Origin of the sequence: Lactobacillus sp. M0390 (genome assembly GCF_016102085.1) — a bacterium.
Classification (GTDB): Bacteria; Bacillota; Bacilli; order Lactobacillales; family Lactobacillaceae; genus Lactobacillus; species Lactobacillus apis.
This window is the reverse complement of sequence record NZ_JACFPH010000001.1, coordinates 474,586-491,925: the sequence shown is the minus strand read 5'-3', so window position 1 is coordinate 491,925 and position 17,340 is coordinate 474,586. Positions and strand designations below refer to the sequence as shown.

Here is a 17,340-nt window from a genome sequence, read left to right as displayed (position 1 = left end):
TTTACATCAATTCTTCCTGCTTAAAAGTTGCAAGATCTGCTAAACTACGTTCACTAATTTTTTCATGCCGTTCACGCTTATTGCGAATTTTCTTTCCTTCTAAACCAGGAATCAGAGCAAAGCTGGCATTCATTGGCTGAAAATGTTTAACACTAGTGGTTGTAACATAGTTGGCCATTGAACCAAGTGCAGTATCCTTCGGAAAGACAACAGGAGCTTGATCACAGGCAGTCTTTGCTGCATTAATACCAGCAACTAAACCACTGCCAGCACTCTCAACGTAACCTTCAACTCCAGTCATTTGACCAGCGAAAAAGAGTCCCGGTTGCTTTTTAGCTTCATAAGTAGCTGCTAAGACTTCAGGAGAAGCCATATAAGTATTGCGGTGCATTTTACCGTAGCGAATAAAGCGTGCATTTGCCAAACCTGTAATCATCGAAAAGACTCTCTTCTGCTCACCATACTTAAGATGAGTTTGGAAACCAACAATGTTATACATTGAAGCAGCTGCATTATCCTGACGCAGTTGAACAACCGCATAAGGAGTTTTTCCGGTATGCGGATCCTCTAAGCCAACTGGCTTAAGTGGACCAAAGAGCATTGTCTTTTCACCACGACCGGCCATTACTTCAATTGGCATGCAGCCTTCAAAAACATCTTCCTTTTCAAAACTATGCATTTCAGCAGTTTCAGCATTAACCAATTCATGAGCAAACTTTTCATATTCTTCTTGTGTCATTGGACAGTTAAGATATGCGGCATCACCACGGTCATAACGTGATTTTTTATAAACAATATCCATATCAATTGAGTCTGCCGCAATAATTGGGGCTGCTGCATCAAAGAAATGTAAGCTATCAGTACCAGAAAATTGTTTAATTTGATCTGCTAATGCATCACTAGTCAATGGGCCAGTTGCAACTACCGTAATACCATCTTTAGGCAATTCAGTAATTTCTTCTCCATGAAAAGTGATATTTGGCAATGCATGAAGCTTTTGCGTGATATATTCACTAAACTCATCACGATCGACTGCTAAAGCTCCTCCAGCTGGAACCTGTGTTTTATCGGCAGCTTCAATAATTAACGAATCTAGTTGACGCATTTCTTCTTTTAATAATCCAACGGCATTAGATAGTTGATTGGATCTCATTGAATTTGTGCACACTAACTCGGCCAATTCACCCGTTTTATGTGCAGGCGTCATCTTTTTAGGGCGCATCTCATAAAGATCAACTGGAATCCCGCGTTTTGCTAATTGCCAGGTAGCTTCACTTCCAGCTAAGCCACCACCAATAACAGTTACACTTTTTGGCATGTTTATATCTTCCTTTACTAAAAATCAGTTAAATTAAGCTTAAATAAAAGAATATCATCAAATCAAAACGATTTGATGATATTTACATAAATTTAATTTTATTTTGTTATTTTTTCATCCTTAGGTTCTTCTTTGTAGTCACCATTTGGACATGAAATTACTAAGCCCTTTTTAGTTTTCTTTTCAACTAAGAAATGTCCATCATTTGGACAATTACGGCTAATCGGCATATCCCACGAAACAAAGTCACATTCTGGGTAACGCGAACAACCATAGAATTTACGATTACGCTTAGATTTTTTCTCGACAACGTCTCCTTTGCCACATTTCGGACAAGTAACGCCAACTTTTTTGACAATTGCCTTAGTGTTACGGCAATCAGGAAAACGTGAACAAGCATAGAACTTACCATAGCGTCCCATTTTGATGACCATAGGGGCACCACAGATATCACAGTTAAATCCAGCAGGCTCATCCTTAATCTGAACTTTTTGAATCCCTGCTTCAGCTTTATCTAGTTCTTTCTTGAATGGGTGGTAATATTCATCAACCACTTTTACCCAGTTCTTTTTACCAGCCTCAATACTGTCGAGGTCATTCTCTAATTGAGCAGTAAAGTCGATATTAACAATATCTGGGAAAAACTTTTCGATTAAATTATCAACGATTTCACCCAACTCAGTTGGTACAATCGATTTAGCCTCAAGCTTAACATAGTAACGTCTTTGAATCGTGTCAATAGTCGGTGCATATGTTGACGGACGACCAACACCATTTTCTTCCAGCGTGTGTACTAAACTTGCTTCTGTATATCTAGCAGGTGGTAAAGTGAAATGCTGCTTATTATCGGATTTTGCAAGTTTAACTTCGTCTCCATCATTTAAATCTGGAAGCTCAATATTCTTTTCTTGCAAGTTATCATAAACTTTTGTAAAACCAGCAAATTTCATTTTTGAACCAGTAGTCCTAAATGTAACACCATTTTGTTCAATATCTGCTCTAACAGTATCATAAACTGCTGGTGTCATTTCACTTGCAACAAACCGTGCCCAAATCAGTTTATACAAACGATATTGCTCAGTTGTTAATACGGATTTGAGGGATTCGGGTGTGCGGTAAACACTAGTTGGTCTAATTGCTTCGTGGGCATCCTGAGCATCTTCCTGGTTTTTGAAGTGCCTTGCACCTTTGGCCGCGTATTCTTTGCCATACTTCTCATTTAAGAACTTAGAAGCTTCTGCTTGAGCAACTGGTGATGTTCTCTTAGAGTCGGTTCTCATATAGGTAATCAAACCTACTGTCCCCTGTTTACCCAAACTAATTCCTTCATAAAGCTGCTGAGCAATGCTCATCGTTCTTCTTGTACGGTAGTTCAACCGCTTATTGGCTTCTTGTTGAAGCGTTGAAGTCGTAAAAGGAGCTGCAGGTTGCCGACGACGTTCACGCTTTAAAACATTATTAATTTCAAACGGTTTCTTTTTATCAATTTTGGCCAAAACCTTTTGAACTGCTTCATTATTAGGTAGTTCTTGCTTTTTACCATCAACACCCCAAAAAGATGCTTTAAATGACTTAGTTTTCTTTTTAAACTCAGCGTCAATTGTCCAATATTCTTCAGGCTTGAAGTTTTTAATTTCTTTTTCGCGGTCAATTACCAGCTTGAGTGCAACAGATTGAACACGTCCTGCACTTAAACCTTTTTTAACTTTGTCCCATAATATTGGCGAAAGTGAATAACCAACAATTCGATCAAGAATTCTTCTTGCTTGTTGCGCATTAACCGTGTCCATGTCAATTGCACGCGGATTTTTAAAACTGTTTTTAACTGCATCCTTAGTAACCTCATTAAAGGTTACACGATTTTTAGCAGTATCATCCAAATTTAGCGTATGCGCGACGTGCCAAGCAATTGCTTCTCCTTCACGATCCGGGTCGGAAGCCAAATATACTTCTTTAGCCTTTTTGGCTTCTGACTTCAATTCTTTAATCGTATCGCCCTTACCACGAATAGAAATATATTTTGGTTTGTAATCATTATCAAAATCAATTCCCATCTGTGATTTAGGCAAATCACGAATATGGCCTTTAGAAGCAATAACTCGGTAATTACGACCAAGATATTTTTCAATTGTCTTAGCCTTTGCGGGTGACTCAACGATCACCAATGTCTTTTTTCGTTTACTTGGCTTTGATTTCGTAGGCATCAAAAGCCTCCTCATTAAAAATCTATTTAAAAATACTAGTCTGAGAATAGAATATTTGCCTACCAATTGTCAACTTATTCAAGCTAAAGAAGAAAAATCAGTTATTGGTGTTGCCCCTGCTGCAATTAACTTATTCGGACCAGCCGAAAGTTGGCTATTAATCGGACCGGGAACTGCATAAATATTACGATTCTCTTGAAGCGCAATATTGGCCGTTATTAACGAACCTGATTTTTCTTTAGCTTCGGTAACAATTACGCTGTTAGCAATTCCAGCCAAAATTCGATTTCTTTCTGGAAAGCGAAAGGGCCTTGGTGGTGTATCAGGCAAATATTCACTAAGAACTAAACCTTCATTAATAATCTGCCTTTGAATTTGACTATTGCGTTCTGGATAAAAGTGATTTAAACCATTTCCAATAACGGCAATGGTTTTTCCACCATTATTCAATGTAGCGCTGTGTGCCATTACATCAACACCCATTGCCAATCCACTGGCAATAACAAAGTTACTTTTAACTAATTGCGGCACTATTTTATTCAAAACCAATTGACTATAATCAGTTGCTTGACGCGAACCCACAATAGTGATGACGTTTTCCTGCAACAATTTCAAATTACCTTGCGCAAACAAAATTAACGGCGGTCGATATATTTCCCGTAATTTTTGGGGATACACTTGATCAAAAAAACTAATTATCTGACACTGCTTTTTTATTCGCGTAATCTTTGCTTCAGCCTGTTGATCATAAAATGCTGTTAACGCTGACTTGATCAACTTACTTGGCAAATCCATTTGCTTAATTATTTCAGGATTAACTTCGCTAGTAGGCAATTGACTAGCAATTTGTAACATCTTAACATAACCGATTCCGTTTTGTAATTTTAAGCGCAAAAGAAAATTTGTTATCTTCATAAAAAGCCTCCTAATTAGAATTACGTAAAAAGGAGACAAAATTTCTTATTTATAAAAATCACTAACTGGTGCAAAAGTTTTTCGGTGAATTGGGGTCGGCCCATATTTTCTAATTGCAGCAATATGATCTTTAGTTCCATAGCCAACATTCAAATCAAAATGATACTCGGGATAAATTTCCGCATAATCTTCCATCAATTTATCTCTGAAAACTTTGGCTACAATTGACGCAGCAGCAATTGAATTTGACTTACTATCACCTTTAATTAATTCTATTTGTGGTAAATCAACTGGAACGTTCATTGCATCTACTAATAAGGCATCTGGACGAACGTCAAGATCATTAACTGCTTGAGCCATGGCCAAACGGTCAGCTTCATAAATATTAACCTGATCAATTACTTCAGCGTCTTTAACACCGATTGCTACACTGACAGCTTCTTCCAAAATTTTAGGATAAAGTTCCAGTCTTTTTTGTGCACTTAACTTTTTGGAATCATTAACATCGATTAGGTCAAAATTCTCATCAATGATTACTGCTGCCGTAACAACTGGACCTGCTAAGGGGCCCCGTCCTACTTCATCGACACCAGCAACCATTTGATTCTTAACCCAAAAAGTTTTTTCATATGTAAATCTCTTTTCAAAAGATTCCCTTTTTTGAGCCAGTTTTTCTTTACGACGTCGATAGCTGTCCAAGAGCTTTTTGACACCTGAACGTGAATCACTTTCAAGTTCGGCAAGTTCAGTTTCATCTAATCGGTCATTGGTCAATAGTTCTTTTATCTCATTAATTGTCATGGGCGGTCTAAAGTTATCCTTCCTACTTTACCTTTGCGCAAGCGCTGTAACAGATAAAGTGAAAAGCGGTCATAATCATCCCTCATCCCATATTGTTCCGTTAATGCAAGCAATAAATCAGTATCATTAATTTTGCTAACTTCTTCTTTAGTCGAGCGAGCAAATTTAACGACATCGTTTAAGTAGTACTTACGCAATTTCGAAAGCAAGTATAGGGCAACATCATCAGCACTAAAAATACTATCTTTAATTGAACCAAGTGCTGCCAACTTATAGCCAACTTCCTGATCTTCAAATTTAGGCCAAAGAATACCCGGAGTATCCAAAATTTGAATGTTATACGGCGCTTTTAACCAAGTTTGTCCCTTAGTAACTCCTGGCTTGTTACCAACGGCAGCGACATTGCGTCCAACCAAGCGATTGATAATGGTTGATTTACCACAATTAGGAACACCAGCTAAGGCAATTCTAATTACTGGATTGGAAGCACCCTTTGATTCAAGTTTAGCTACCTTTGAACTTGCAGCTTTTTTAATCATTCGGATTAAGACCTGCATATTAGTGCTATGCAATGAATCAAGGGCCATAACAACTTTGCCCTTGCCACTGAGCTTTTTCTGCCACATCTTAGTCATCACAGGATCAGCTAAATCAGCTTTATTTAGGATAATTAAATGTGGTTTGTCACCCACTAGCTCACTAATCATTGGATTTCGGGATGATTCAGGGATGCGAGCATCCAAAACTTCAACTAAGACGTCGATTAACCCCATCTTATCTTCCAGTTGGTTACGCGCCTTGTTCATGTGACCAGGATACCATTGAATATTAGCCATTATTTCGCCTTCTTTTAACACTAAAAGGCCCAAAAGGGCCTTTGTTAATACATCATTTTATCTCGATACATTTGATAAGCTTGATCAAAAATACTCATGCTAGACAAATATCCTGCATTTAGTTCAAGATAGTCAGACAATTTGTCATAGTCTTGTTCCTGTTTAGGAAAAGTTTGATCATTTTGAGCATTATTTGCGAATTGCGCAACTTCATCGTTTGAATCAGCGTCACGTAATGTCATTAAATATCGGTAAAAACTCTCTCGATAGGCCAATTATTTACTCCGTGTAATATAAAATTGCATATGCATCCATACCAGCATGTGTTGCAATAATTGGACTGGTCTCACGAACCAAGACATCAATTTTTGAATTAATATCTTTAATTTTTTGGGCAAAATCGAGCAATTTTTGCGGAACACCATCTAGTGAAACATAAGAAATTCCAACTTCTTTGATTTTTTCTTTATTTGCTTCAATATCATCAAGCACGCGTTGGTCAAAAGCCATCATGAATTTCTTACCACGACCTTTTTTGGCCACCTTCAATTCGCCGTTAGGCATTTGTAACTCAATTCTAATATTAAGCATATTAGCGATTTTACCTGAAATAGGACCCAAACGACCGCCCTTGATAACATTTTCCAAGTTGACAATCATCAGCCGTAAACGCTGAGTCTTCTTGATTTTTTCAAGATGATCAATTATTTCCGAAATTGATTTACCTTTTTCGGCATCACGAGCTGCTTCTAAAACTTGCAGACCTTCGGCCCGATCCGTCAGCTCTGAATCAACAATGTGAACTTGGTCAGATTTACCGGTAAGTTTCACTGCTTGACGAGCAGCGTCAATTGTACCGCTTAGAACTTTCGCTAAGAAAATACCGATAACTTCACTACCATCACTAGTTAAATCGTTAATTGTATCAACTAAGCGACCAATTGATGGTTGGCTCGTCTTTGGTAGTTCAGCTGACTCACTCATTTTTTTAACAAACTCTTGTCTGGAAATTTCAATACCATCAAGATAAGTATTTCCGCCAACTGTTACCGATAAGGGCACAACCGTAATATCATATTTTTCAATTTCTTCTGGTGTTAATTGTGCAGAAGAATCGGTCAAAATTTTTATTCTTGACAACTTACTCGACCTCAATTCTGAATTGCTTTACACATTCTATGATAGAATGTGAACTGAATCAATTATAAATTATTATATCAAAAAAACCAGTAAAAAAAAGAAAGCGGATAGATTGTTGCATTATGAAATTTAAAGAGTTTTGGCAAGAACCGAAAAACAGAAGTAAGAATTATCAAATTTTGGACAATACACTAAGTGCAGTAACACATGGAATCGGTTTTTTCCTAGCCGTTATCGGTTTAATTCTGTTGATCATTAAAGCTATTTCTCTTCAGAGTCCACTCAGACTAATTACATTCACTGTCTATGGTGTCTGTTTGATTTTGCTATATCTTTTTTCAACTCTTTTTCATAGCCTGATTTTTACCAGAGCAAGAAATGTCTTTCAAATCTTTGATCATTCCTCTATTTATCTCTTAATTGCTGGCTCTTATACTCCATTTTCATTAGTCGCCATAGGTGGAAAATGGGGTTGGCTGTTATTCACTTTAATCTGGCTAATTGCTATTTTTGGAATTGTTTATTACATCTTTAACCGCGGCAAGCACGTGATTTTAGATACAATCCTCTATGTCGGAATGGGCTGGCTAGTCATTTTAGCAGGCAACTATTTGTATGTTCGTCTAAGTCCAACCGGTTTTTGGCTACTAGTCGGAGGCGGGGTATCTTACACAGTTGGTGCAGTTTTATATACGATGAAAAATGTACCATTTATCCATGTTATTTGGCACCTATTTGTTATCATAGGTTCTGCCTTAATGTACTTTTCAGTTTTGTTTTACGTTTAGGCACTGAGTCCGTTTAAATAAACCGTAATTGCTTCTTCACTATTTTCAAGCTCACCTGCAATGACTTTTTGCTTAATTTCGGTTAAAAGTTCGCCCAATCCAGGTCCAGGATGAATTCCTGCATTAATCAAAAAGCGTCCATCAATTGCTAAATCAGCTGAAGACTTAATTGGTAAAGCAGTATAGCGGTCTACTAAAGCTTCTGAATTAACAGGCTGTCCAAGTATTTTAGCCACATCGATTGTGTTTAGCAAAACATCCTTACCCGCCTTAAATAGCTCATAATCCGATGGACTATGTTCAGAAAGCAAGTCAAATAGTTCAACGATTCGTTCTACATTAGTTGTCATTGCATTTGAATTTTTCCAATCACGCATAAAACTGGTGATTTGATCATTAGGCAATTTTAACAAAATGATAATGATTGCCCACAAGCTAGACTCCATGCTTGGACCAAATTTCAAACTAGGAAAAATACTTAACAGTTCTTTTTTACCTGCAAAATCAGGAACTCCTTCACTTAATTCTGTATCTAGGAAAACCTGAAATGCTTGACGTGAATTAGGACCGGTTCCCATTTTGATGAACTCATCGCGGATCCGTTCAACAGAGATTTTAGGCAAAAGATCATGTAAATTCTTAATTGCCTCTTTTGTCTCATCCTCAAGATCAAACTTTAGTTGGCTCATAAATCTAACTGCTCGCATCATTCGAAGCGCATCCTCGTGGAAACGTTCCATAGGATCACCAACAGCTTTAATTAGGTGATTATTCAAGTCCCCTAAGCCATTGAATAAATCAACAATTTCGCCTTCTGTATTCATTGCCAGCGCATTAATTGTAAAGTCACGTCGTTTAAGATCTTCTTTTAAGCTACGGACAAAAGTAACATGGTCAGGTCGTCTAAAATCTTGATAACCGGATTCAGTTCTAAACGTAGTAATTTCATAACTTTCCCCTTCAAAAAGTACTGTTACCGTACCATGCTTGATACCGGTATCAATCGTTTTATGAAAAAGGGATTTTACTTCTTCAGGATATGCACTAGTAGCAATATCAATATCATGGATATGCCTTCCTAAAAGCAAATCTCTGATTGAACCTCCAACAAAATATGCCTCATAACCAGCTTCTTCTAATCGCTTTAGGACAGGAATTGCTGATAAAAAAATTGGTGGTAATTCATTTATTTTTTTCATTAATAATCAACTCATTTGTTTCGTGTTTTTTAGATCAAAATATGTTACGTTTAAGGTGATGAAAATAAAAAGAAAGATGACAACTTTATGCATAAACTTACAAAAAGAAACATACTTGAATTATTCATGATAATGCTTGGTTGCGCCATATACGGCCTAAGCTTAGATATGATTTCTGCACCTAATCAACTAACCGATGGCGGTATTAGTGGAATCACCCTTTTGCTCAGACACTTCTGGGGCATTAACATGGGACTTTCTTCACTTCTATTAAACATCCCTCTTATAATTCTTGGTTACCGTTTTATGGGTAAACGACTTTTAGCCTACACAATTTGGGGAACACTTTGGCTCTCTTTTTTCTTGTGGTTCTGGCGCTTAGTTCCTATTATATATCAATTAAACTTGGAACACGACCTCTTCCTGTCCGCAATTTTGGCCGGAACTCTTTCCGGAATAGGATTAGGTTTAGTTTTTCGCTATAATGGTACTTCAGGTGGGACTGATATTATTGCTAGAATTTGCCAGATAAAATATGGCCTATCTTCTGGGAAAGTTTTATTATTCTGCGATGCAATTATTTTGTTTGCTTCTCTTTCGTACTTAGACTTGAAACATATTATGTATACACTAGTTGCCTCATTCATTCTGTCTCGCGTAATGGATACAGTACAACAAGGGGCATATTCTGCAAGGGGTCTACTCATCATTTCGGATAACTATGAAAAGATTGCTGAAATGATTGATTTAAAACTAGATCGCGGTTTTACTTATCTTGAGGCCCGCGGCGGTTACAAAAAGACAAAGCGTCCTGTAATCTACCTCGTAGTTTCACCGCGTGAAATTCCTGCAGTTAAGGAACTAATCGCAGCAGAAGATCCTAAAGCATTTGTGAGCGTAATTGAAGTGCACGAAGCCTTAGGTGAAGGATTTACGTATAAGCAAAAACGACAACATTTACTGATTCGTAAGTAACTAAAATAAAACTCAACATGTCAATAAGGCCCCCTGTTCTTGCTGATCTGCGAAAACCAGGAGTTTTATTTTGCGAATTTGTTCCTATCTAAAAATATTAGATAATAATTTAAAAGGCATTTACGATAGAATTAGCTGATAATTTTTATTATAGAAGGAAAAAAGCAAATGTTAATTGACGCGCACTGCCATCTAGCAAACAATCAAGAGCTCGCACAATTGCAAATCAAACAACAAATAAAAGCCATTATCAACTGTCAAACTCCAAAAGAGTGGCAAATCAATTCTAAGTTAACCATGCATAGACAGCCACTTAGTTTTGGTATTCACCCATGGGATGTTAACAAATTAAAGTTTGAAGAAATTGTTCCTTATTTAGAGCAAGCCGACGCAGTTGGTGAAATTGGGCTTGACTCGGTTTGGACAAAAAATGATATAAAACTTCAAACAAAAACTTTTAGAAAACAACTTGCTTGGGCAGCTAAAAAGCAAAAACCGGTTATTCTTCACACCAAAGGCTGCGAAAAAGAAATTCTCGCAATAATTCGGCAATATCCCAATAATTACTTTGTGCATTGGTATGATTGCCTAAAATATCAAAAAGACTACATTGACCTTGGCTGCTATTTCAGCATTTGTCTTGATATTTTAGACAATCCTGCGGTTATTAAATTAGCCCAAAATGTTCCATTAGATCATTTGTTAATCGAAACTGACGGTTTGAATTCAGTAGAATGGCTACTAAATAAACCGGTTAGCGTAACCGACTATCCTGGTATCTTGAAACAAACGCTCACTGCCTTAGCTGACTTGCGCCATATTAATTCAAATAGGCTAGCTACAATATTAGGAGAAAATTTAACACATTTTCTTAAACAAACCAAATAACCAAAAACTTCTTAACTGGATTTTCTCAGTTAAGAAGTTTTTTTAATTATCTAAAAGATCATTATTAAGTTCTTGCATTTCAGTATCTTCAGGTTCAAGTTTGAGATAGCGCGTAAGCAATTCCTTAACTACTTGTTGTGAATTTGCCTCAGTATTAAAGAAGCGAATCATTTGTTTCAAGAAATCTGCATTATTTTGAAATTCGGGATAGGCAAGCAGAAATTCACTTTTTGCTTGCTCATTTTGATCCAAAGCTTGATATGACAATGCTAAGTTCCAGTGTGCCTGTGGATCAAGATCATCTTCATCTACATCTTTAAACAGCTGCAAATTTTCTTCATACTTGCCTTCTTGCAAATAGACGTTTGATAACTGTAACAGTAAATCAATATCTTCTGGTAGGAATTTTAACCCCTTTAGAAGCAAATTCTCAGCAGTGGCAAAATCATTGAGTCGTACAGCAGCACTAGCACCCTTAGAATACAGCACTGGGTCGAGCTCATTATAAGCAATCCCAGCTTGTGCTGAACGTAAGGTTTGATCATCATCATTTTTATTTTCATACGCTGTAGCTAATAAGCGATATGCATTAACATAATCAGGACTTTGGTCAATTACTTCATCAAGGTACTTAATTGCTTGATCATTTTTGCCAACAGCAAGCATAATTAGAGCAGCTTGATATTTGCTATCAATATCTAAGATATCGCCACCATGCTGATCGATTACTTCACTAGCTTCTTCATAGCGGCCCAATTTTGCAAGCGTCTGAAACAGGCGGTCATTCAAATTGATCTCACTAAAAGTGCTTTGCCGTTTCAACAAGTCACGATATAAATCAAGTGCTTGCTCGTAGTGGCCACTTAGGTAGTCTAATTCAGCCAAACCAAATTTAACAACATCTTCATCAGGAGCAATTTTAGCTGCTTTTTTCAGCTTGCTATATGCCGTTTCAAGCAAACCATTGGTTTGATAGTAATCAGCCTGAACTAACAGACTATCTAGATATGAAGGTGAATCCTCAGGAATATCGTAAAGTAAGGACAAGCCATCATCGTCTTTACCATCATTTAATAAAATCTCTGCTAAATAAATTTTAAACAAATCTTCTTTAGGAAACCTCGCAATTAGACTTCGATATACATCCTTGGCCAAGTCAGTAAAACCAAGTCCCATTAAATTCTCAGCTAGCGACGCCAAAACTTCTGGTTCATCCTCGTCTAAAGCTTTTTTCAGTAAAACCTTTTCTTGCGAAAAATCTTGCTTCTCTATTGAATCAAGAAGTTGTTCGGAATAGCTCATCATTATCACCTTTTTAATTATGGAAATAGTTATCATCTAATGTTCTTTAAAAGAATAACAATCAAAAAAGATGATAGCAAGTACGCCATCATCTTTTTTGATAGAACCATTAGTTTTATTTAACAGCGTCTTTAAGCGCTTTACCAGGTCTAAATGCAGGAACAACACTAGCTGGAATTTCAATTTCATCACCAGTTTGTGGGTTACGTCCCTTGCGAGCTGCACGTTGACGTACTTCAAAAGTACCGAAGCCAATCAATTGTACCTTTTCACCTTTAGCAAGGTCTTCTTGGATTGAATTAAAAATTGCATCAACAGCTGTTGCAGCATCTTTTTTGGTCAATTTAGTTTTTGAAGCGACTTCAGTAACTAATTCTGCTTTATTTGCCATCTGGAAATTCACCTCCCAAAATTGAATTTCATAATAGAAATTCATACTTATTTCTCAAGAGAGAAACAAGGAATAATGATTCTTTCCTAATCATTCTTTCCTTGTTTCAAAATAGCACAAAACCTATAGTACAACAAGTAATTTAGTCAAAAAATGCCATTTTTCTTCATTTGGTAGATACAAAGTTATTTTCTCTTTCGTCCAATAACTTTGATTGGTGTACCAGTAAAGTCAAAGTTATCTCGCAGCTGATTAATCAGGAATCTTTCGTAAGAAAAGTGCATTAATTCAGGATCATTGACAAAAACGACAAAAGTAGGTGGATTAACTGCTACTTGCGTCATGTAATATACTCTAAGACGCTTTCCTTTAATCATTGGTGTTGGAACTAACTTACTTGCTTCAAGCAATAGATCATTTAGCACACTAGACCTAATTCTCTGAACTTGGTTTTCGTGTACACGTTTAACCATTTTGGGAATCTGATCAAGATTTTGTCCTGTTTTAGCAGAGACAAAAATAATTGGTGCATAATCTAAGTATTGAAATTCTTCTCTTATTGTTTGTTCAAATTCCTTGCCACTATTACTATTCTTCTTTGGCAAATCCCATTTATTGACAACAATAATAATTCCACGACCCGCATCATGTGCATATCCGGCCACATGCTTATCCTGCTCCCGGATACCAGTACTTGCATCTAAAACTAAACAAACTACGTTTGAATGTTCAATCGCACTCATTGCTCTCATTACAGAGTACTTTTCAGTTTTTTCGTATACTTTCCCACGTCGTCTGATTCCTGCAGTATCAACTATACGATACTTAGTGCCATCTTCACCTTCAAATGGCGTATCAACTGCATCCCTAGTTGTTCCTTCCTCATTGTTCACGATTACTCGTTTTTCACCGAGTAGCCGGTTGACAATTGATGATTTTCCAACATTAGGACGCCCAATAACGCTGAAAGAAATCTGATCATTGTCATTATTGTCCAAGTCTTTTGGTAATTCACTGACGATTCTATCTAGCAAATCACCTATACCAGTACCATGAACACTTGAAATTGGAATTGGCTCGCCAAGACCTAAACTGTAGAAATCATAAATATCCATTCTTTGTTCAGGATTATCAGCCTTATTAACTGCCAAAATTACAGGTTTTTTAGTCTGGTAAAGCATTTGTGCGATACGTTCGTCTAAATTGGTTACTTGATTAGTTGCACTAGTCAAAGCAACTATGACATCTGCTTCATCAATTGCTATTTCAGCCTGCGCCCTGATCTCATCCTCTATCCGGCCGTCTTCCCATGTAATACCACCGGTATCGATCAAATCAAATTTGTGCCCTAGCCATTCACCTTGTGCGTAGTTTCGGTCTCGGGTTACCCCTGGCTTGTCTTCGACGATTGCCAAACGCTCATTAATAATCCGGTTGAAAAGCGTTGATTTACCAACATTTGGTTGTCCAACAATAGCAACTACGGGTAAAACCATATTTCCAGCCTCCTAACAATAAAAGAGCCGACTTAACAAAGTCGGCTCTTTTAATTAAAAACTAACGACGATCTTTCAATTGGTCACCAATTATGTCACCTAATGCAAAACCGCTGTCATCATTGCTCATATACTTCTTGTTAACTGCGTTTTTGTTGTATGAACTGTGTGAATGTGATTCTTCGCTATTTTCAGAACCTTTAGAATCTGCAGCCTTCATTGAAAGAGAAATTCTACGTTCACTAGGGTCAATGTTTAAAACCTTAACCTTAACCTTTTGTCCAACTTCCAAAACATCACTTGGCTTATCTACATGCTTAAATGAAATTTCAGAAACATGTACTAAACCTTGAATGCCGTCAGCAACTTCAACAAAAGCACCGAAGTTAGTTAAAGACTTAACTTCGCCTTCAAAGATATCGCCTTCGTTTAATTCAGCAGTAGCTTGCTCGAATGGGGAAGGTTCTGTTTGTTTAATTGAAAGGGAGATACGATGTCTGTCATCGTCTATACCGATTACTTTAACTTTAACATCTTGACCAACCTTCAAAACATCACTAGGTTTGTCCACGTGCTTATATGAAATTTCAGATATGTGAACTAAACCGTCCACACCACCAACGTCAACAAAGGCACCAAAGTTAGTTAAACGAGATACTTTACCTTCAACTACATCACCAACAACTAGTTGTGATGCAACTTTATCAAAGGCTTCTTCACGTTCTTCTTCGATTAAGTCTTTGTGAGAAAGAATCAGACGGTTCTTACTTGGGTCAATTTCTGTAATCTTAAGCTTCATTGTTTTACCAATGTAAGGTTTAAGATCAGAAACATAACGGTTAGAAATAAGTGAAGCTGGTAAGAAACCTCTAGTACCAACATCAACTAATAAACCACCACGTACTGATGAAGTAACAGTACCTTCGATTGTTTTACCTTCTTCGAAGTCTTTTTGTAATTCGTCATAAGCTTCTCTTTCCTTAAGACGAGTTACTGAGAAGAAGAATTCACCGTTCTCCTTGTCACCACCAGCTTTTCTCAAAACTAAAGCTTTGAATTTATCACCTGGTTTAACTGCTTCGCGTAAGTCTAAGTTGCGATCTGAAGTGAATTCACGACGAGGAACAACACCTTCGACACCAGCATTTTCTACACCAACATCGATTTGACCATCTTCAACGTCTAAAACTTCAACGTCTACAATATCGCCAACCTCAACTCCTTGCATTTGCTTTAATGCATCTAAAAATTGATTACTGTTTTCTGACATTATTTACCTCCCAATATCATAATCTAATTCTAAATGAAAGTAAGATATTTTTCTACTCTTTTAGCCCGTTTTTTAAATATTTTTTTGAGATTTTTTGATTTGAGCCAAAATTGCTTCAACTACTTGATCAATATTCATCTCAGTTGTGTCAATTTCAACAGCATCAGCCGCCTTTTTTAAAGGAGAAATTTGACGATGAGAATCTTTATAGTCTCTTTCCTGAATACTCTGCTCTATTTCTTGCAAAGTTTGATCACTTTTAATTCCTTGTTGTTTCAAGTCAAGCATTCTTCTTTGTGCTCGAGAATGGGCTGATGCAACCAAAAATATTTTCACTTCCGCATTTGGTAGAACTGTAGTTCCAATGTCTCTTCCGTCCATCACTACATTCATTTCACCGGCCATTTTTCTTTGAAGACTGACCATTTTCTCTCTAATTTTTGGAAGAGCTGAAACTTGAGAAACATTGGCGGAAATTTCAGGTAGCCGGACGTCACGAGTGATGTCCTCATCACCAGCGTATACCTTTTGCTCACCGTCAATTGCTTTAAGTTGAATTTCATTGCGGTCAACTGCAGCCAAGATGCCTTGTTCATCACCATAATCTAGGTTATTTTCTTTTGCGATAACCGTACAAGCTCGATACATTGCTCCTGTATCAATATATGTAAAATTCAATTTTTGCGCAATAATCTTTGCTACTGTACTTTTTCCAGCTGAAGCTGGTCCATCAATTGCTACTTGCATGCCAATAAAAAAGGGACTGTATGTCCCAACCTTTCTACAATTTATTTTAATTTAAGAACTTGTCCAGCATTAACTTGACCGGTTGAATCAAGTTGATTAATCTGAATCAACTCACCAACTGTTAAATGGAATTTATCCGCAATACTGGTCAGAGAATCCCCTGTTTGTACAGTATACTCTGTTGGCTGTGAAATTTTCTTTTTAGTTTTAATCTCACCTTGGGAGTTAACTTGTGGCTTTTTCCTTGTCTGTTTCTGGACAGTAGATTTAGTTTTTTTCTTGCGCATCTTCTTAAGCTTAGAATGCACCTTTTTCTTAGTTGACTTTTGCAATTCAACAACCCGTTCATTCGTTTTTCCAGCCGAAGACAAGTGATGAACTACTGGAACAAGTGCCACTAAGATAACAACCAAAAAAATAACTACCACTAGCCATGCTCGAGAGCCAGTTTTATTTATTATCGCTCTTTTGCTGCTAGGACGTTCATAGTGTTTATATGGTCCTTCATGGTTTTGCTGCATTTAAAAAACTCCTTCAACCTAGCTGGCTTAATTTTAGCATATTTACTTATTAAAATGGACAAAAAATAATCTAGAAAAATTCCTTTTTCTAGATTATTTAGTCAGTTTACTTTTTACTTTACTTATCTTTATTTTTTTGCAAAATTTGATTTACAACTTCTTGTAGAGAAATCTCTTTCATTTTTTGTTGTGCACTTTGTTCAATTTCAGAATAGACTTCCCCTAATACTTCCTGAATATTGCCACCAACAATACATTTGGGATTAGTCTCAGGATCAACATGCAAAAGATGATGATTGATATTAATTGCTTGGTAAATATCAAAAATACTAATTTCTGCAGGATTTCTGGTTAGAGTTGGTTTAGCTAAGCCTTGACGCCCAGTAATGATGTTGGACTTTTTCAAATCACTCATCAAACTTCTAATTACACTCGGATTTGCTTCAATACTGGCAGCGATTGCTTTACTGGATTGGTCACAGTCCGAACATATTACTAGATAAGCTAGCAAATGAATCGCGTCACTTAATTTATATGAGTATTTGATTT

The 17,340-nt window shown here is 36.9% G+C and carries 18 protein-coding genes; 3 read left to right on the top strand and 15 right to left on the bottom strand.

Annotated features, from left to right (window positions below):
* Window position 1: 1 nt before the first annotated feature.
* The 7 genes from trmFO to H3R25_RS02355 form a co-directional block, all read right to left on the bottom strand.
* The gene (trmFO, locus tag H3R25_RS02385) at window positions 2-1,318 is read right to left on the bottom strand and encodes a methylenetetrahydrofolate--tRNA-(uracil(54)-C(5))-methyltransferase (FADH(2)-oxidizing) TrmFO (protein WP_198194204.1); all 1,317 of its coding nucleotides are present in this window, start codon (window positions 1,316-1,318) and stop codon (window positions 2-4) included.
* A 98-nt stretch (window positions 1,319-1,416) separates the two neighbouring features.
* Entirely contained in the window at window positions 1,417-3,522 is a 2,106-nt protein-coding gene (topA, locus tag H3R25_RS02380) for a type I DNA topoisomerase (protein ID WP_046306847.1), read from the bottom strand.
* Window positions 3,523-3,600: 78 nt separating this feature from the next.
* Window positions 3,601-4,437 carry a DNA-processing protein DprA gene (gene dprA, locus H3R25_RS02375; protein WP_198194203.1) on the bottom strand — a complete coding sequence of 279 codons (837 nt, stop codon included), beginning with the start codon at window positions 4,435-4,437 and terminating at the stop codon, window positions 3,601-3,603.
* Between the two features lie 45 nt (window positions 4,438-4,482).
* Window positions 4,483-5,238 (bottom strand): ribonuclease HII, encoded by a 756-nt coding sequence (locus tag H3R25_RS02370; RefSeq protein ID WP_198194202.1) that lies wholly within the window; start codon window positions 5,236-5,238, stop codon window positions 4,483-4,485.
* Entirely contained in the window at window positions 5,235-6,074 is an 840-nt protein-coding gene (ylqF, locus tag H3R25_RS02365; protein ID WP_198194201.1) for a ribosome biogenesis GTPase YlqF, read from the bottom strand. The genes H3R25_RS02370 and ylqF overlap by 4 nt, the downstream gene beginning before the upstream one ends.
* 44 nt (window positions 6,075-6,118) lie before the next feature.
* A complete protein-coding gene (locus tag H3R25_RS02360) occupies window positions 6,119-6,349 on the bottom strand; it encodes a YozE family protein (protein ID WP_046306842.1) in 231 nt (76 codons plus the stop codon).
* A 4-nt stretch (window positions 6,350-6,353) separates the two neighbouring features.
* Window positions 6,354-7,214 (bottom strand): DegV family protein, encoded by an 861-nt coding sequence (locus tag H3R25_RS02355; RefSeq protein WP_074425382.1) that lies wholly within the window; start codon window positions 7,212-7,214, stop codon window positions 6,354-6,356.
* A gap of 122 nt (window positions 7,215-7,336) precedes the next feature.
* Between H3R25_RS02355 and H3R25_RS02350 the strand changes: the two genes are divergently transcribed.
* The gene (locus tag H3R25_RS02350; RefSeq protein ID WP_198194200.1) at window positions 7,337-8,002 is read left to right on the top strand and encodes a hemolysin III family protein; all 666 of its coding nucleotides are present in this window, start codon (window positions 7,337-7,339) and stop codon (window positions 8,000-8,002) included.
* On the opposite strand, the gene H3R25_RS02345 is transcribed toward H3R25_RS02350, so the two are convergent.
* Complete coding sequence (locus H3R25_RS02345) at window positions 7,999-9,201, bottom strand: CCA tRNA nucleotidyltransferase (RefSeq protein WP_198194199.1); 1,203 nt, start codon at window positions 9,199-9,201, stop codon at window positions 7,999-8,001. The two genes, H3R25_RS02350 and H3R25_RS02345, sit on opposite strands and share 4 nt — an antisense overlap.
* An 87-nt stretch (window positions 9,202-9,288) precedes the next feature.
* On the opposite strand from H3R25_RS02345, the gene H3R25_RS02340 reads away from it, so the two are divergent.
* Both H3R25_RS02340 and H3R25_RS02335 read left to right on the top strand, forming a co-directional pair.
* On the top strand, window positions 9,289-10,176 hold the full coding sequence (locus H3R25_RS02340; RefSeq protein ID WP_122035102.1) for a YitT family protein: 888 nt from the start codon (window positions 9,289-9,291) through the stop codon (window positions 10,174-10,176).
* Window positions 10,177-10,344: 168 nt separating this feature from the next.
* Complete coding sequence (locus H3R25_RS02335) at window positions 10,345-11,064, top strand: TatD family hydrolase (protein WP_187157898.1); 720 nt, start codon at window positions 10,345-10,347, stop codon at window positions 11,062-11,064.
* A gap of 42 nt (window positions 11,065-11,106) precedes the next feature.
* Here H3R25_RS02335 and H3R25_RS02330 read toward each other — a convergent pair whose 3' ends face one another.
* The 7 genes from H3R25_RS02330 to H3R25_RS02300 all read right to left on the bottom strand — a co-directional run bounded on the left by H3R25_RS02330 (window position 11,107) and on the right by H3R25_RS02300 (window position 17,338).
* The gene (locus H3R25_RS02330) at window positions 11,107-12,366 is read right to left on the bottom strand and encodes a lipopolysaccharide assembly protein LapB (protein ID WP_198194198.1); all 1,260 of its coding nucleotides are present in this window, start codon (window positions 12,364-12,366) and stop codon (window positions 11,107-11,109) included.
* Between the two features lie 115 nt (window positions 12,367-12,481).
* Window positions 12,482-12,757: an HU family DNA-binding protein gene (locus tag H3R25_RS02325; protein WP_046306834.1), complete on the bottom strand. Its 276-nt coding sequence runs from the start codon at window positions 12,755-12,757 to the stop codon at window positions 12,482-12,484.
* Between the two features lie 185 nt (window positions 12,758-12,942).
* Window positions 12,943-14,253 carry a ribosome biogenesis GTPase Der gene (der, locus tag H3R25_RS02320; protein WP_198194197.1) on the bottom strand — a complete coding sequence of 437 codons (1,311 nt, stop codon included), beginning with the start codon at window positions 14,251-14,253 and terminating at the stop codon, window positions 12,943-12,945.
* 61 nt (window positions 14,254-14,314) lie between these two features.
* Window positions 14,315-15,523, bottom strand: a complete 1,209-nt coding sequence (gene rpsA / locus H3R25_RS02315; RefSeq protein ID WP_122035094.1) for a 30S ribosomal protein S1 — start codon at window positions 15,521-15,523, stop codon at window positions 14,315-14,317.
* A gap of 72 nt (window positions 15,524-15,595) precedes the next feature.
* Window positions 15,596-16,270 (bottom strand): (d)CMP kinase, encoded by a 675-nt coding sequence (gene cmk, locus H3R25_RS02310; protein ID WP_198194196.1) that lies wholly within the window; start codon window positions 16,268-16,270, stop codon window positions 15,596-15,598.
* 41 nt (window positions 16,271-16,311) lie between these two features.
* Window positions 16,312-16,791, bottom strand: coding sequence for a LysM domain-containing protein (locus H3R25_RS02305; protein ID WP_198194195.1), 480 nt, complete (start codon window positions 16,789-16,791; stop codon window positions 16,312-16,314).
* A 118-nt stretch (window positions 16,792-16,909) separates the two neighbouring features.
* Window positions 16,910-17,338 (bottom strand): Rrf2 family transcriptional regulator, encoded by a 429-nt coding sequence (locus tag H3R25_RS02300; protein WP_198188680.1) that lies wholly within the window; start codon window positions 17,336-17,338, stop codon window positions 16,910-16,912.
* Window positions 17,339-17,340 lie beyond the last annotated feature (2 nt).

Coding starts and splice junctions, on each gene's coding strand:
- trmFO (WP_198194204.1), bottom strand. CDS start 1,318: ATGCCAAAAAGTGTAACTGTTATTGGTGGTGGCTTAGCTGGAAGTGAA.
- topA (WP_046306847.1), bottom strand. CDS start 3,522: ATGCCTACGAAATCAAAGCCAAGTAAACGAAAAAAGACATTGGTGATC.
- dprA (WP_198194203.1), bottom strand. CDS start 4,437: ATGAAGATAACAAATTTTCTTTTGCGCTTAAAATTACAAAACGGAATC.
- H3R25_RS02370 (WP_198194202.1), bottom strand. CDS start 5,238: ATGACAATTAATGAGATAAAAGAACTATTGACCAATGACCGATTAGAT.
- ylqF (WP_198194201.1), bottom strand. CDS start 6,074: ATGGCTAATATTCAATGGTATCCTGGTCACATGAACAAGGCGCGTAAC.
- H3R25_RS02350 (WP_198194200.1), top strand. CDS start 7,337: ATGAAATTTAAAGAGTTTTGGCAAGAACCGAAAAACAGAAGTAAGAAT.
- H3R25_RS02345 (WP_198194199.1), bottom strand. CDS start 9,201: ATGAAAAAAATAAATGAATTACCACCAATTTTTTTATCAGCAATTCCT.
- H3R25_RS02340 (WP_122035102.1), top strand. CDS start 9,289: ATGCATAAACTTACAAAAAGAAACATACTTGAATTATTCATGATAATG.
- H3R25_RS02335 (WP_187157898.1), top strand. CDS start 10,345: ATGTTAATTGACGCGCACTGCCATCTAGCAAACAATCAAGAGCTCGCA.
- H3R25_RS02330 (WP_198194198.1), bottom strand. CDS start 12,366: ATGAGCTATTCCGAACAACTTCTTGATTCAATAGAGAAGCAAGATTTT.
- H3R25_RS02325 (WP_046306834.1), bottom strand. CDS start 12,757: ATGGCAAATAAAGCAGAATTAGTTACTGAAGTCGCTTCAAAAACTAAA.
- der (WP_198194197.1), bottom strand. CDS start 14,253: ATGGTTTTACCCGTAGTTGCTATTGTTGGACAACCAAATGTTGGTAAA.
- rpsA (WP_122035094.1), bottom strand. CDS start 15,523: ATGTCAGAAAACAGTAATCAATTTTTAGATGCATTAAAGCAAATGCAA.
- cmk (WP_198194196.1), bottom strand. CDS start 16,270: ATGCAAGTAGCAATTGATGGACCAGCTTCAGCTGGAAAAAGTACAGTA.
- H3R25_RS02305 (WP_198194195.1), bottom strand. CDS start 16,791: ATGCAGCAAAACCATGAAGGACCATATAAACACTATGAACGTCCTAGC.